Origin of the sequence: Brevibacillus jepli (assembly GCF_047229145.1) — a bacterium.
In the GTDB taxonomy this organism is placed as follows: domain Bacteria; phylum Bacillota; class Bacilli; order Brevibacillales; family Brevibacillaceae; genus Brevibacillus.
In genome coordinates this window covers 1-14859 of record NZ_JBFEFW010000013.1, presented here as the reverse complement: position 1 = coordinate 14859, position 14859 = coordinate 1, and the positions used below count along the sequence as shown (strand labels likewise).

11 protein-coding genes are annotated in these 14859 nt (G+C 46.9%); 5 read left to right on the top strand and 6 right to left on the bottom strand.

Annotated elements, in window-relative coordinates:
• Positions 1 to 223: 223 nt before the first annotated feature.
• The 3 genes from AB1L17_RS15500 to AB1L17_RS15490 all read right to left on the bottom strand — a co-directional run bounded on the left by AB1L17_RS15500 (position 224) and on the right by AB1L17_RS15490 (position 4437).
• Positions 224 to 550 carry a DUF1904 family protein gene (locus AB1L17_RS15500; protein ID WP_012684582.1) on the bottom strand — a complete coding sequence of 109 codons (327 nt, stop codon included), beginning with the start codon at positions 548 to 550 and terminating at the stop codon, positions 224 to 226.
• A 73-nt stretch (positions 551 to 623) separates the two neighbouring features.
• A complete protein-coding gene (locus AB1L17_RS15495) occupies positions 624 to 2681 on the bottom strand; it encodes an ABC transporter ATP-binding protein (RefSeq protein ID WP_412844323.1) in 2058 nt (685 codons plus the stop codon).
• A gap of 4 nt (positions 2682 to 2685) precedes the next feature.
• The gene (locus AB1L17_RS15490; RefSeq protein WP_412844322.1) at positions 2686 to 4437 is read right to left on the bottom strand and encodes an ABC transporter ATP-binding protein; all 1752 of its coding nucleotides are present in this window, start codon (positions 4435 to 4437) and stop codon (positions 2686 to 2688) included.
• Between the two features lie 476 nt (positions 4438 to 4913).
• On the opposite strand from AB1L17_RS15490, the gene AB1L17_RS15485 reads away from it, so the two are divergent.
• Positions 4914 to 5339, top strand: a complete 426-nt coding sequence (locus AB1L17_RS15485; protein ID WP_412844321.1) for a CHRD domain-containing protein — start codon at positions 4914 to 4916, stop codon at positions 5337 to 5339.
• A 123-nt stretch (positions 5340 to 5462) separates the two neighbouring features.
• Complete coding sequence (locus AB1L17_RS15480; RefSeq protein ID WP_412844320.1) at positions 5463 to 6821, top strand: TrkH family potassium uptake protein; 1359 nt, start codon at positions 5463 to 5465, stop codon at positions 6819 to 6821.
• 126 nt (positions 6822 to 6947) lie between these two features.
• Here AB1L17_RS15480 and AB1L17_RS15475 read toward each other — a convergent pair whose 3' ends face one another.
• Positions 6948 to 8360, bottom strand: a complete 1413-nt coding sequence (locus tag AB1L17_RS15475; protein ID WP_412844319.1) for a YfcC family protein — start codon at positions 8358 to 8360, stop codon at positions 6948 to 6950.
• 30 nt (positions 8361 to 8390) lie between these two features.
• A complete protein-coding gene (locus tag AB1L17_RS15470) occupies positions 8391 to 9524 on the bottom strand; it encodes a M20 peptidase aminoacylase family protein (RefSeq protein WP_412844540.1) in 1134 nt (377 codons plus the stop codon).
• A gap of 219 nt (positions 9525 to 9743) precedes the next feature.
• On the opposite strand from AB1L17_RS15470, the gene AB1L17_RS15465 reads away from it, so the two are divergent.
• From AB1L17_RS15465 to AB1L17_RS15455, 3 genes are all read left to right on the top strand, one after another.
• Positions 9744 to 11852 (top strand): sigma-54 interaction domain-containing protein, encoded by a 2109-nt coding sequence (locus tag AB1L17_RS15465; RefSeq protein ID WP_412844318.1) that lies wholly within the window; start codon positions 9744 to 9746, stop codon positions 11850 to 11852.
• A 115-nt stretch (positions 11853 to 11967) separates the two neighbouring features.
• On the top strand, positions 11968 to 12540 hold the full coding sequence (locus AB1L17_RS15460) for a sigma-70 family RNA polymerase sigma factor (RefSeq protein WP_412844317.1): 573 nt from the start codon (positions 11968 to 11970) through the stop codon (positions 12538 to 12540).
• Entirely contained in the window at positions 12537 to 13556 is a 1020-nt protein-coding gene (locus AB1L17_RS15455) for a DUF4179 domain-containing protein (protein WP_412844316.1), read from the top strand. Before AB1L17_RS15460 ends, AB1L17_RS15455 begins: the two co-directional genes overlap by 4 nt.
• 64 nt (positions 13557 to 13620) lie before the next feature.
• On the opposite strand, the gene AB1L17_RS15450 is transcribed toward AB1L17_RS15455, so the two are convergent.
• Positions 13621 to 14709, bottom strand: coding sequence for an elongation factor G (locus AB1L17_RS15450; RefSeq protein WP_412848874.1), 1089 nt, complete (start codon positions 14707 to 14709; stop codon positions 13621 to 13623).
• Positions 14710 to 14859 lie beyond the last annotated feature (150 nt).

Sequence of the window (14859 nt, the reverse complement as noted above, 5' to 3'; positions counted from 1 at the left end):
TCCTCTCACTATGAATAACAATTGGCATCTTTTGTTTGTGACACCTATTTTAGAAATTTTTGGCTAAACAAATAAAAAGGGTGCTACACCCATCTCGTACGAAAAATCTCGTACTACTGGAAGGAACACCCTTATTCCATGCTTGTATTCATTTGTTTGTTCGTGCTCTTGTCGAATGTCTTGATTCTTTCCCGGGAAATCGACAGCACCTGTCAGCTTCTCTTTAGAAATGCTCTCCGTTGGCATAATAGCTTTCTTTTTGATAAGCGACAAATGCCATTTCCACCTCTGGGATACCGAGGGAGAGGACATGCTTGGTCACGATCTGGGCAAACTGGTCACGAACTTCTTGTCCCCGCTCGAACCATGCTACTTCAATAAAAGGAAATGACTCCACGATCTTCCCACCAAAAACGCCTGTTGTATGCAAGCACTCAATCGTGAAATTGTCCGTGCCGCATTGGCATAGTGCAGCAAGCTCCACTGCAAGCGGTTCGCTAATCGTTGCCATTTGTTCAGCTTGAATGCCTCGAACGATAAGATGTGGCATGATGATCCCTCCTGAAAAGTCCATACTTCTATGCTCTATCTTACCGTTCAAGAGGCAAAAAGAGTAGAAAAAACTAAGTCAGGGCAGCGGCGCTTCCGTGCTTTGCTACTGCCTCCTGCACCTGCGCTTCTTTGTTCCCTTGCTGCATTTGATACATCTGATAGTACCTGCCTTGCTTCTCCATCAAGTCCTCATGCTTCCCGCGCTCTACGATTCTGCCTCGATCCAGTACGAGAATTTGATCCGCATTTTTGATCGTAGACAGGCGGTGAGCAATGATGAAGGTCGTTCTCCCTTTTTTCAACACCTCAAGTGCATTTTGAATAATGCCCTCTGTTTCCGTGTCGATGCTGGCAGTCGCTTCATCCAGAATGAGGATAGCCGGGTCAAATGCGAGTGCACGCGCAAATGATATCAATTGACGCTGCCCGAGTGAAAGGGTGCTCCCCTTCTCGATTACCGGTTCATCAAAACCTTTCGGAAGACTGCGAAACAGTTGGTCTGCCCCTACATCACACAAGGCTTTCTCCACTTTTTCCGGCGAGATCGACGGATCATCCAGACTCACATTGGAACGAATCGTTCCTGTAAACAAAAACGGGTCCTGCAAAACGATGGCCATGTGCTGGCGAAGCTGCTGCTTGGAAAACGACTGTACATTGCGCCCATCAATCATGATCGCCCCCCTGTTTACATCATAGAAGCGGAGTAACAGATTAATAATCGAGCTTTTTCCCGAGCCCGTGTGACCGACAAGTGCCACTGTCTCTCCTGGCCATGCTTCGAATGAAATGTTTTTCAGCACGTATTGATCGTCTTTGTAGGCAAAAGAAACATCGTCAAAGCGGACATTTCCCTGATAGCAAGGAACCTTTGCAGAGTCAACGTCATCACCCTCTTCATCGAGCAGTTCAAACACCCGCGATGCTGCGACGAGAGATTGCTCCAGGTTTGCCAATTGATTGACGATCTGCGTCATCGGCTGGAACAAGCGATTGAGATAATCGACGAAAGCGTAGAGGACACCAAGCGAGAGCAGTGTACCGATCCCGAGGGACGCACCACCGAAATACCAGATGAACAAGACAAACGCGATATTGCGGATGAATTGAACCAGGTTGAACGAAGCGGTCGCATTGAGCCGCAGCATTTTATTTTGATACGTGAACAGCTCTTCATTCAGCTCGCCGAATTCCCGCATCGTTTCCTTTTCCCTGCGAAATGCCTGAATGATCGGCATTCCTTGGATCGACTCATTAATCATCCCGTTGATGTCGCTGATGCGTGCCCGGATGACATGGTTGAATGCAGAAGCGTACTTGCGGTACAAGTAAATCCACACGACCATGATTGGCAAAATGACCAGACAAACGATCGCGAGTCGTACATCAAGCAAGAACAGCGCTGCGAAAATACCGATTAAATATATCCCGCTCGTAATGAAGTTGCCGAGGACATTCGTAAACAGCTCACGGATTGCCTCCGTATCGTTTGTGACACGAGCAACTACCTTCCCGGCAGGGAGATGATCGAAATAATGGATGGGCAATCGTTGAATATGCGCGAACACATCAATGCGCAATCTCTCGATGACTTGATTCGCTGATTTTTGCCATAAGAACTTTTGCCCATAGTGGAAGAGTGCTGCAACCACCAATAATCCAAAATAGAGAGCAGCCAGTGTGAGCAAGCCTCTTGTCTCTGGTCGGAAAAATTCGAATATCTCCTGATTACTTAAGAGTGTTGCCTGGTACTCAGCTCGATCCGAACCTTTTACAATAACGAGCTTTCCATCCTCAATGGATCGCTGCCCATCATACGAAATCGCCTGATTCAGGAAATAATAGTCGCGTCCTACCTGCAGAACACGAACTTCCCCACCTGTGCTCTCACCTGCTGTCAAGTGATCCTGTCTCGTGTAATGCTTCCCTTTATATAGCACGGAATTCTCACGCTGTGCCGTCTCATACCAAGGGAATTCAATGCCCATTATATGTGTATCGATCATTTTTTTCGCCAAAAACGGCCCCGTCAGTTCTGCCCCTACCGAAATGGACAGCATCAATATCGCCAAGAGGATCGTCTTTTTAAAAATGGCTGCATAGTGGACTAGCCTTTTCCCTGTCGTCATTCATTCACCCGCTTTCTGTCAGCGTCGCTTCAATCTGCTGTTTCTCGAATTGTTCTTTATACCATCCGCCCAGCTCCAATAGCTGTGCATGCGTGCCTTCCTCAACGATACGCCCTTCGTCCAAGACGAGAATCCAATCCGCATGCTGGACGGCAGTTAAGCGATGTGTGGTGATCAGTGTTGTTTTTCCTGCACGTTCCCGGCGAATATTCGTGATCATCTCCGCTTCGGTTTTGCCATCCACCGCGGACATGGCATCATCGAGAATCAAGATTTCCGGATTGACCAAAAGAGCGCGGGCAATCGATACCCGTTGTTTTTGGCCACCTGAAAGAGCTACGCCTTTTTCACCAACGAGCGTTTGCAAGCCTTCGGGCAATAGCTGCACATCCCGAGCAAATGCTGCCTGCTTCAACACTTCCTGTAATTGTTCTTCTGTCGCCTCGTTGTTCCCGAACAGGATGTTTTCGCGAACTGTCTTCGAGAACAGAATCTGCTCCTGCGGTACATAGCCGATCCAGCTCTTGATGTTATCCAGGCTGATCTGTTCCAGCGCCTCTCCCGAAACACTGATGGCTCCACGTCCTACGGGAAATTCACGAAGCAGTTGGCGTACCAGCGTGGATTTTCCACTTCCTGTACGCCCGACAATGCCTAGCGTCTGACCCCGCCCAAGAGTAAAGGAGACATCGCATAGTTGGTCTACATGCGCAGATGGATAGCGGAAGGTCACGGAATCAAACCGAATGACTTCTGGTACTGTCACATGAACCGGTCTGTCGTGATCCGTCACATCGGCTTCGTAAGCCAAGGTTTCATTCACCCGATCCAGCGAGGCACTTCCTCTCTGCATCACATTAATCAGCTCACCAATCGCAAACATCGGCCAAATGAGCATTCCGAGATAGACGTTGAACGAGACCAGCTCTCCCAAGGTCAGTTCTCTTTGGAATACGAGATAGCCACCGTAGATCAAGCCGATCATATAGCTGATTCCCACCAATATTTTGACGGTCGGCTCAATCAAGGAATCGATTCTCGCTACATCGATATTTTTTTGATACACCTCATGTGTTATTTGGCGAAAGCGCTCCTGATCCGCCATCTCCTGTACGTAAGCCCGAACCACACGAACTCCAGATACGGATTCCAGTACGCGGTCGTTCAGTTCACCGAAGGAGGTTTGTGCGGTAGAAAAACGCTCGTGAATTTTTTTCCCATATTGCTTGATGATATAGGCCATGAACGGCAAAGGAAGAATCGCTGCCAAGGTCAGCTTCCAACTGATCAAAAAGCCCATCGTCAGAACAATCGCACCTGTGAAGGATAGCGAGTCCACCATCGTCAAGATCCCAAAGCCTGTCGTCATCGACACAGCCTTTAAGTCATTGGTAGCTCGAGCCATCAGATCCCCGGTACGATTGCGTTGATAAAACGTTGGCGTCATCCGCAAAAAATGCGTCATGAGCTTCGACCGTAAAGTCCGCTCCGCCAGAAACGCTCCCCCAAACAGCTGGCGAATCCAGATGAAATTGACCCAATAAATCGCGACAGACAAAACACCGAAAAACAGCAAAATGGATAGCAGCCGCTCGCCAGTCAGTGTCCCCAGGTGAATCTCATCAATAGCCACCCCGATAATTTTTGGAGGGATAATCTCCAGTAAGCCGCCCAGAATCAATAGCAAAATAGCGACTGTATAACGTTTCCAATGCTCCTTGAAAAACCAATCAAGCTTTGCCAAAACCGAGAACATTCGTGTTTCTCCCCTCTCTTTCGCTGGGTGGGTGACCTTTTTTAGGGACAAAAAAGACATATCGCCCGTAAGCAACATGCCTTTTCCTCAACAAAAATGAAAAAGGCGCAAGTTACGAAAAATGTAACCTACGCCATGTTAACGAGATCAAAAAAACGATACTACGCTCGTATCAATGGTGGGGTTACGTCATGTATGCCCTTGTTTGTACGACCCATGCGAACAATTCTTTTCATGACTAGCCCACCTTTCCATTAATATTTTAAATTTCCAATAAATACATTCTGAACTTTACCATTATTGTGGATACGTTGTCAACTGATCTTTTGGGTACATCGGAATCTCGCATGTTCCCCCTCCCATTCCCAATAGGCAGCCTTTTTTCTCATATTTCTTCCCCTGTCGGACAACAGTACAAGCCATGAATGCCCCTCTACAATATCGTGTGTAGTAGAGACGGTAAGGGGGTGATTACTTTGAGAAAAAGGTTTCGTGCTATATTACGGGGCTCTGAGGAGGTTCCACCGGTCCGAACAAACGCAACAGGTACTACAAAATTTCGATTGAGCGAGAATGGACGAAGACTAGACTTCTGGTTGGTGGTCAACGATTTGCAGAATTTCACACAAGCCCATATTCATGTTGGGGCAAGAGGCGTAAATGGACCTGTTGTCGTATTCCTGTTTGGTCCTGTCACGCGTGGGATCAGTGTGAATCGGGGCGTTGTGACTGGTTCCATTACGCGAGCTGATTTGGTTGGCCCGCTGCGAGGCAAACCGCTGTCAGACTTGATTCGGCTCATGAAAAACGGACAAACGTATGTAAATGCGCACACAACGCAAAATCCGGGTGGAGAGATTCGCGGTCAAATCAGACGTGTCCTCCGTCGCAATAAGAAGTAGATGAACGAACAGCCTTTGTCTTGGGTGCTACACTCAGACAAAGGTTGTTTTCTTAGTATTTTTGCTTACCATCTTTTTTTGGTATGATTATCCTCATGAAGCTCATTCAGGAGGCCATTTATTTTGTTATCATCCAATCAAAAGCGTCGATTGACATCTGTTCAAATCATCGTGTTCGCCTACGTTGGGCTCATCCTGATCTCAGCGTTTCTTCTGTCATTGCCGTTTTTTCATCTACCGGGAGTCTCTCTTTCCTTTATTGACTCTTTGTTTACGGCTGCAAGTGCCATCAGCGTAACCGGGCTTACTGTCATTGCGATTCATGAAGTGTTCAACCAGTGGGGGATATTGTTTCTTACATTGCTCTTTCAGGTTGGCGGGGTCGGAATCATGACGCTTGGAACGTTCATCTGGATACTCATGGGGCAAAAAATCGGGCTGGAGCAGCGCATCTGGATTGCAACGGATCACAACCGCTCCACGTTGTCCGGTCTAGTCGACCTGATGCGTAATATTCTCGTAATTGCGCTCTTGATCGAGCTGGTGGGAACCATTCTGTTAGGCAGTCATTTTATTTACGCCGGCTACTACGACGACTGGTACACCGCTTTCTATCATGGCTACTTTGCCTCTGTCAGTGCTTTTACGAATGCCGGATTTGACCTGCACGGAAATTCCATGCTCGACTTTACCCACGACTATGTGTTTCAGACCATCGTGATGATCTTGATTATTTGCGGGGCGATCGGGTTTCCCGTACTTGTCGAGCTGAGAACCTATTTCTCGTACCGTCGCGCAAAAGTTCGTTTCACCTTTTCTCTCTTTACCAAAATTACAACACTGACGTTCTTTTCCTTAATTGCAATAGGTGCTATCCTCTTTTTCGTCTACGAACGAGATCGGTTTTTGGCCGATAAGACCTGGCATGAAATGCTGTTTTATTCGTTGTTCCACTCCGTCTCTTCGCGAAGTGGGGGTCTGGCTACGATGGATATTAGCCTCTTGTCGACAACGACACTCATCATGCTCTCCGGGATGATGTTCATTGGAGCCTCTCCGAGCAGTGTAGGCGGAGGGATACGGACGACGACATTCTTCGTTCTGATTGCCACTGTATTTGCAAACATGCGTGGCTACAAGGAAGTAAAGGTGTTCGGAAGAGAGCTGGTTGATGAGGACATTCAGCGTTCCTTCATTGTCTTTTTCATTGCGATTATCCTGGTGTTTACAGCAGTCATGCTGCTCGTCTGGTTGGAGGACCTGCCTTTCCAGCACGTCTTGTTTGAAGTATGCTCTGCTTTCGGTACGACCGGATTGTCTACCGGAATTACGGCACAGATGGGCATAGGCGGCAAGCTCATCCTGATTATTACGATGATGATTGGGCGTATCGGGATTATCAATTTGCTCCTCTTCTTGAAGCGCAAAGACCGAATCGTACGCTATCATTATCCGAAAGAACGCATCATTATTGGTCAATAAAGGAAAGGCGATCCCCCAAAGCTCTGTAGCTGTTGGGGGATTTTTTTCGGTAATGTGATACAGGAAGGTTTTGATGAAAGTAAAAAGCTCCGCCAAGTCATTTTGGCGAAGCTTCTTTGTGATCAATTAATATGGACCCCAGTTAATCATGACCCCAATGATGATAAACACAATGGAAAGAGCCGTCCATACCGCTGTGAGCGGGAGCATGAACTTCAGCCACTTGCCGTAGGAAATACCACTCATCGCCAAAATACTCATCAGAACACCAGACGTCGGATTGATGCAGTTGACGACACCTTCCCCGAGCATCAGTGCTTCTACTGCCACTTGGCGCGTAATGCCCATCAGGTCAGCCAATGGCGCCAATAGCGGCATCAGCATGACTGCTTCACCCGAGCCTGACGAGATCAGGAAGTGTAGCCCCGCACTTCCGAGGAACATCCCAATCGCCCCTGCCATTGGAGAGAGCGGCTCCAAAATAGTCGCAAGCCCGTACACGATGGTATCGAGGAATTTCCCATCCTCCAAAATAACAGTGACGGCACGAGCCATACCGACAATCAAAGCTCCATAAATCAGTCCCTGACAACCTTTCAAGAACGTTTTGGCGATATCATTGCCGCTCATCTTGTTGAGCAAGCCAACACCAATTGCAATGAAAATAAAGATTCCGGACATCTCGTTTACATCCCATTTAAACAAGATCGTGCAGATGATAAAACCAATCAGAACAATCCCCGTAAATGCCAGAATCAGCTTATGACGTGTCGTAAAGTCAACGTTCTTGGTGTCTACCTCCATCGTGGAGGAACCACCTTCAGAAGGAAACAGTTCTTCCCCCAAGATGCTCTGGTTTTGACGAACCTTGCGTGCATAACGCCCGATGTACAGAATCGTGACGATCACAAACGTAACGTAGATGATGATGCGATAGCCGATACCTGAGAACAAGGGCAGCTCCGCAATTTCTTGGGACAAGCCAAGCGTTCCTGGAAAGGCAATCGTCGTATTAAACCCGGAGTATACCCCGAGATAAATCAGAGCCACACCGAAAATAGCGTCCATTTTCATCGCTCGCGCAATCATGATCCCGAGCGGAACGAAGGCAATAACGGAGTTCACGATGACTCCCAACGTACCCAGTACAGAAAAGACAGAAGTAATCAAAATAACGAGTAGCCACTCTCTATTCCCTAATTTCCGAACCATGGTCAGGATGGCTGCATTGAGTGCCCCGGTCTTATCCAGAACAGCCAGCGCACCGCCTGTGAACAAAACGAGGAAGATGATCGGTGCGCCTTTGACCATCCCCGCCTGAATCGCGGTAAAAAACTCAATAAAGCCTGTAGGATTCGGCTCCACCGCATGATAGCTGCCCGGAACAACCGTCGTCACATTGCCGTTCTTTACACGGTCAAATTCTCCGGTCGGGACAACATAGGTGGCCGCAGCACATAGTAATAAAATGAAGAACAAAAGGACGTAGGCGTCTAGCCTGAATAGGCTTTTCTTTTTCAGTTGCTTGCTCGTTGTCATAAGGTAACCCCCTGCTTGTGTATCTCTTCTCTAAGAAGAACGGGCTGCTTCGCAAATCGCAGCTGTCATGATTTTTGCGCCATATACAAGCGCATCTGTCTGAAAAGTCATCTGTGGATGATGCAGGACCGGTGTGAGACCACATCCCAGACCAATCATCGTCGTTGCCAGTTCTGGCCGGTGAATCGCATAAAAATGGAAGTCCTCCCCGCCTGGTGTCACACATATATCGGCAATCTTGTCTTCACCGAGCACTTGCCCGATTGCTGTTTTCGCCAGTTGGATCATGCTTGCATTGGCGACCGCAGCCGGTGTGACTCCTGACCATTCCCATTCCACTTCCATGCCCATCAATGCCCCTGTTTGACTCATGGCATGCTCGGTTTTCATCCGCAGCTCAGCCATGCCTTCATTGGACTGGGCACGTACATCGAGCATAAACGTCGCCCGATCAGGGATGACATTGGCCGTTTCTCCCCCTGCTTGCAATTGCGTCATTTTTACGGAAAAAGAACAACCGTCTTGCAGACGAATATTTTGCAGAGCCTGCACGAGAAACGAAGCTGCTTCGATGACATTTTTGCCGAATGCCGGACGTGCACCGTGTGCCTGCAGACCTGTAATCGTCCCTTTGATAGAGCTCGATGATCCGTGCAAGATCGCCGGAGCCGCGCTTCCATACGGCACTTCCATTTGCGGGCGCAGATGTACCCCGATCAGCTTCGTCACACCTTCCAGAGCGCCATCCTTCATCATCTGTAGGGCTCCGCCCATCTTCTCTTCAGCGGGCTGGAAAATAAAGCGCATCGTTTTGGACGGTGTCACTCCGCTTGCTTGAATAGCCAGAGCGCTGTACAGAGCAAGTGTTGAATGAGCATCGTGTCCGCATGAATGATTCGGTCTCACCACTCCGTCTACTTCCTGCACAAGTGCATCCATATCCGCACGCAATGCCACGATTTCAGGGCTCTCTCCAGCAATCTCTGCATAAAAGCCGTGGTGCCCCTCAAAGCGTGTGACGGAAATACCAGCAGCCTCCAAGCGCTCGCGTAAGTAGTTCGCTGTTTTCTCCTCATGCCAGCTCGGCTCAGCCAATTGATGCAACTCTTCGTATGTTCGCACTATTTCGTCGCGATGCTCGTCCATGTATAAGAACGGATTCATCCGATTCATCATCCTCCCTGATGTCTATCTCTAGTATCTCTTTTTGCTCTACCGGATGTATAGCAAGAATTGTGCCAAAACTATATTATTATAAAAGTTAAGCATTTCTGAACAATAGCGATTTTTTAGGTTATAATATAGGTTGTTTTTTACACGGAATTCCTCCCATATTTTCACCCAAAGCATATAGCTATTCGACAGATATAAAGGAGTCCCATCATGATAAAAAAGAACCCATGCATCCTGTTGATGACCCGGCTGGATACGATCAGTCTGCTCTTCGCAAACACGCTCCACTCTTTTTTCGGCAACCGCTTGGACATCATTCGAAACCACATGCACGAACAGCTTCACCCGAGTGTGTACGACGAGATTGATCTCATCCTCGTGTCCGACACCAGTCTCTTGTACGACCAACCAGCTCCTCCCGCAGACATCCCCGTGCTGCTAGCCAGGCGTACGATCGATATTAATAAACTGGATCAGCTCATGGACCTGCCTCCAGGAACACGCTGCCTGTTTGTGTCCAACTCCATTGAAATGGTAGAAGGCGCGATTGAGCTCTTGTTTCATCTCGGATTCTCTCATCTTTCTTTTGTACCGTACGTACCCGATACCGAAACACCGCTTCCTGAAAAAGATCAAATAGATGTCGCCGTCTGTCACGGACTCAGAGAGCTGATTCCAGCTCATTTTGAGAACATCATCGAACTGGGGCACCGCCCCTTGGATTTGACTACGATCTTTGATATTTCACGCCTGCTCGATTTGTCACCGGAAAAGGCCAACCTGTATACAGCTGATTTCATCAGTGATTTCGTCCATATCGGGCGCAAGCTGACCAATTCGGTCCACAATGAACGGAAGCTGAATGAAAAGCTGCGCTCGATTTTAAATGCCGTCCATGAAGGCATTATTGGAACAGATGCCACAGGGAGCATCACCGTGATGAACAAAGAGGCCGAGCAAATTTTACATATGGCTGCCACGACTTGCATCGGGCGCAATGTAGCCGAGGTCATTCCCGAATTTCTCGTTCTGGAAGTAGTAGAGCCCCACACAGAAGTAACGAAGCAAGTATTGGAATTCCGCGATTTATACCTATTGGTCACCAAGATTCCCACATTCCTGGACGAGCAGTTTCTTGGCGCGGTCATTACGTTTCAGGACGTAACGAAGGTACAGCAGATCGAACAGGAGATACGGACGAAGAGCGCCAATCTCGGACTGATGACCAAGTATTCGTTTGACAATATCATCGGCAAGAGCCCGTCCATTCAAGCCAACAAGCGAGTGGCGACCAAGCTGGCCGAAAGCGACTTCACCATTCTCATCACAGGAGAAAACGGAACCGGGAAGGAAGTATTCGCTCAAGCCATTCATCAGCACTCCACGCGCAGGGATGGTCCGTTCGTCCCTGTCAATTTTGCCGGACTGACCGAGAGCCTGGTAGAGAGCGAATTGTTCGGGTATGAGGAAGGGTCTTTTACAGGAGCACGCAAAGGCGGAAAGATGGGGCTATTCGAGCTGGCTCACAACGGGACGATTTTTCTCGACGAGATTGGCGATGCCCCGCTTAGCATCCAGGCGTCACTGCTTCGTGTTCTTCAGGAAAAGCAGGTCATGCGTGTAGGTGGCTATCGCGTCATTCCGGTCAATGTCCGCGTCATTGCAGCTACCAACTGCAATCTGATGGAAATGGTCAAAAAAGGGACGTTTCGCGAGGATTTGTACTACCGACTGAATGTCCTGCCGCTGCACATCCAGCCTCTGCGCGATCGTCCCGATGATATTTTGGTGCTGATCGATTACTATTTGCAGAAAAAAAAGCAGCGTCTGTCCTTCTCCAAAGAAGTGACGGAACAGCTGCTTCGCTATGAGTGGCCGGGCAATATTCGTGAGCTGGAAAATTTCATTCACTACGCGGTCGTGATCGCAGAAGGGAATCAGGTGGAGCTCTCTCATTTGCCAGAGCGTTTCTTTTCGGGGCAAGCCTCTACTCCACAGCTTCATTCTAGCCAGGACGATACCTTGGAAGATACGATCCGTTATTTGTCCAGGCAAGGCTTCTTGGGAGATTATGCAGCGATCCTGCAAGTGCTGTCTGATTGCTACAAGCGGCAGGAGCGGATTGGACGCAGTGCCTTGCTTGCGAGGATGGAGAGTCCCTCTATGACTGAAGCCCAGATCAGGCACAAGCTGACCGTGCTAGAGCGCGCTGGATGCGTCTCGATTGGGGTCAAGAAGCAAGGGACGCAGATCACTGCGTTTGGGCAGCAGATGTTGGCTGCTTTGCTGCAAGAAAGCATACATCCGCAACTTTCTTAATCCAGTTTGAACCATCAAACTGGGTTTTTTTTTGAAAAAGTTTGAGAATAACGATACGTTGCATTCGTTGTATGGAGTGAAAAAGCTTTTTCCATATCGTTAAGGAGAGCCTGCTATGACATGTACACATCAAAATTTTATCAAACGATTACAGCAACGAAAGGAAGATGCCATAGAATTTGTCATCGACGAATACATGCCGCTCGTGAAAGCCATTGTCCATAAAATCCTCAAACCGCTTGGAAAGGTCGATTTGGTAGAGGATTGCATGAATGACGTATTTTTATCAGTTTGGCAACACAGTCAGCAATTTGACGGCGACGCCATCGAATTTAAGCGATGGATTGGCACCATTGCAAAATATAAAGCCATTGATCAATACCGCCTGTTAGAAAAACGTCAAGGAAGAGAGCAAGCAATCCCTGACGCTTATGAATGGAAGGATGAAAAAACGATACAAGATCAAGTGTTACAGCGCGAAGAGAAAAATGAGCTGCTATTTGCACTAAGCAAGCTGGAAGTGATCGACCGGGAAATTTTTATGATGAAATATTTTTTAGAAATGCCAAACGGTGAAATTGCAGAGATACTGCAAGTATCAAAAGCTTCCGTAGACAACCGCTTGTATCGGGGAAAGAAGAAGCTCGCCAGTTTATTAAAGTTGAACGTACAGGAGCGATGGACATGACACATCCATATAAAGAATGGATAAACATAGATGTTGATCAAATCAAACCGCTAGAAGTAACAGATTTGGAAAAAGCTCGCATGAAGCAACGTATCCTGGGCACGAAAAAACAGAAAGCAACGCTTCCATTTTTGCGTAATGCTGCTGCAGCAGTCATCATCACTGGGGCAAGTCTGGCAGCAGTAAGCTTTGCTGTTCCTAGCCTCGCTTCTCAAATTCCATTTATGCAAGGAATTCTATCTTACTTTGACAAAGAGCAGGATCATTTCTATGGTCAATACGAGAAATATGCATCCGTCATCAAGCAAACCCAATCAAGCAATGGGATTACGATGATGATTGAAAATGCAGTCTATGACGGTACTTCCATAACGATTGCATACGCTTTGGAAACTGATAAAAACGTAGGTGAACACCCTAGATTTGATCAGTATATGGATATTCCAAGCGCTTCCGGCTTAACAGGCAGTACGGATATTAAAAAAATCAGTGATACCAAATATGCTGGGCTCGTACGTGTAAGCCCAACTTTGCAAAAGGACATGGACAACATTCAAGTGGCCTGGTCACCTGGCAGCTTCACGAATGACAAGACAGGAGAAGTCTTTGCAGGAGATTGGCATTTTACCTTTGCGTTGCCAAAAATGAATAGCGACATTCAACTCGTAAATCAATCTGTTTCAGCGAAAGGTGTCACGCTCGTTATCAATGAAATTCGAACGACAGATGTTTCTACGATCATCCACTACAAACAGATTGTAGACCCATCCATCCTGGAAAAATGGAATTCTATTACGCCAACACTCAAGGTCAAAGACGACCTGGGAAATGAGTATCATGTAGAAGGAAACGGTGGTGTGAGCGACCATTCCGAAAACTATCAATGGAGCGCTACCATCCGTAAAGTAGATGAAAAAGCAACGAAGCTTTACATCCAACCGACCATAATTTTCAGCTTGGGAGAAGGTAAAGGACATGAAGAGCATAAACTAGAGTCGATTGAAATACCTTTATAGTCCGAAGCCCTGCCACATGTTTTCCAGTCATGTGGCAGGGCTTCTTTACAGTAAACGTTTCTACTTACTCTTGCCTTTCGTCTTCTTCATTTAGATTATCTTTCCATTTCGACACGCTATAGATGACCGCAAACCGATCAACTACAAGCGCAGTATCTTCAAGGGGAACATAACGATTTATTCGCATATGGATATCCGAGACATCTTCGCTATTGTGATAAAACGCCTCTAAGTAATCCATTACGGAAGAAATCTTGGCTGTGAAAGCAACTCTACGCTCATCTCTCTCCTCACTCACCTGCAGATCTTCTACCTCTCGAAACAAAGAATTTCGTTCAAAATATTGTTTGCTACAAATGAGCGTAATCTCCATGACTGGTTCACACAGCTGCCAGTCTGCTTTTTTCATAGCTTTTTTTAACGACCCATGTGCTCCATCCATATAGTAATACTCGCGATGAAAAGTCATCGTGCAAGAAGCATCAATTATTTCGATTCTGGAATCTACCACCGGATACCCCGACAGCACTCCTTTCGTTAACACCTTCCTAGTAAAACAATCTAACGACCTCGTAAATAATTGATACCCGAGTTCTTTTCCTTCTTCATCCTCTTCACGTTCAGGATGGGTAAATTGAATGATATCTTCATTTACTTGTTTATTTTCATAGTGATATCCCATTCCCACTTCCAGCATGTCTAACTGAATTTCCACTCTGGAAAATAAGTCATTTAAACTTGTCATTTTGGAGTGATTGCCCTGCAAAATACGCGTACTGTCTGCCAATCGTTCTTTATAGAGGATACAAGTGTCGTTGATACTCAGCTTGATCTCTTCTCCCGCCATAAAATCAATGATTCGTTTTAGATGCGGGTAATCATTTCCGATAAAAATGATGCTTTTATATTCAACGGGATTATACCAATTACCATCGTGGTAAAAATAAACAGCTATACAAACATCCTGATCACATGCTTTTAATTTTTCTATGCTTTCCAGCACCTTATTTCGTAGCTGACTTGTTTGCGGAAAAGGCATCGTTACACCGATGTATTTCGATCGTAAGTCAGGAATCAGCTTCTTTTGTTCATCCAAATAATCCACATATTTCATCATCGTATCAAATCTGTCTGTTCTCGTACTTTCACTCATAAATACTTCGTCCTCTCCCACTGTCTATATTTCTCGATATTACGAATAGTCTCCCAAATAAGAAAGACCTATAAAGGTCCTTCTGAATTGAGTCAACATAGTGGAGGAGAAGAAAAAGCACAGTTCTCTTCGACTCTGACACGCCAGCAG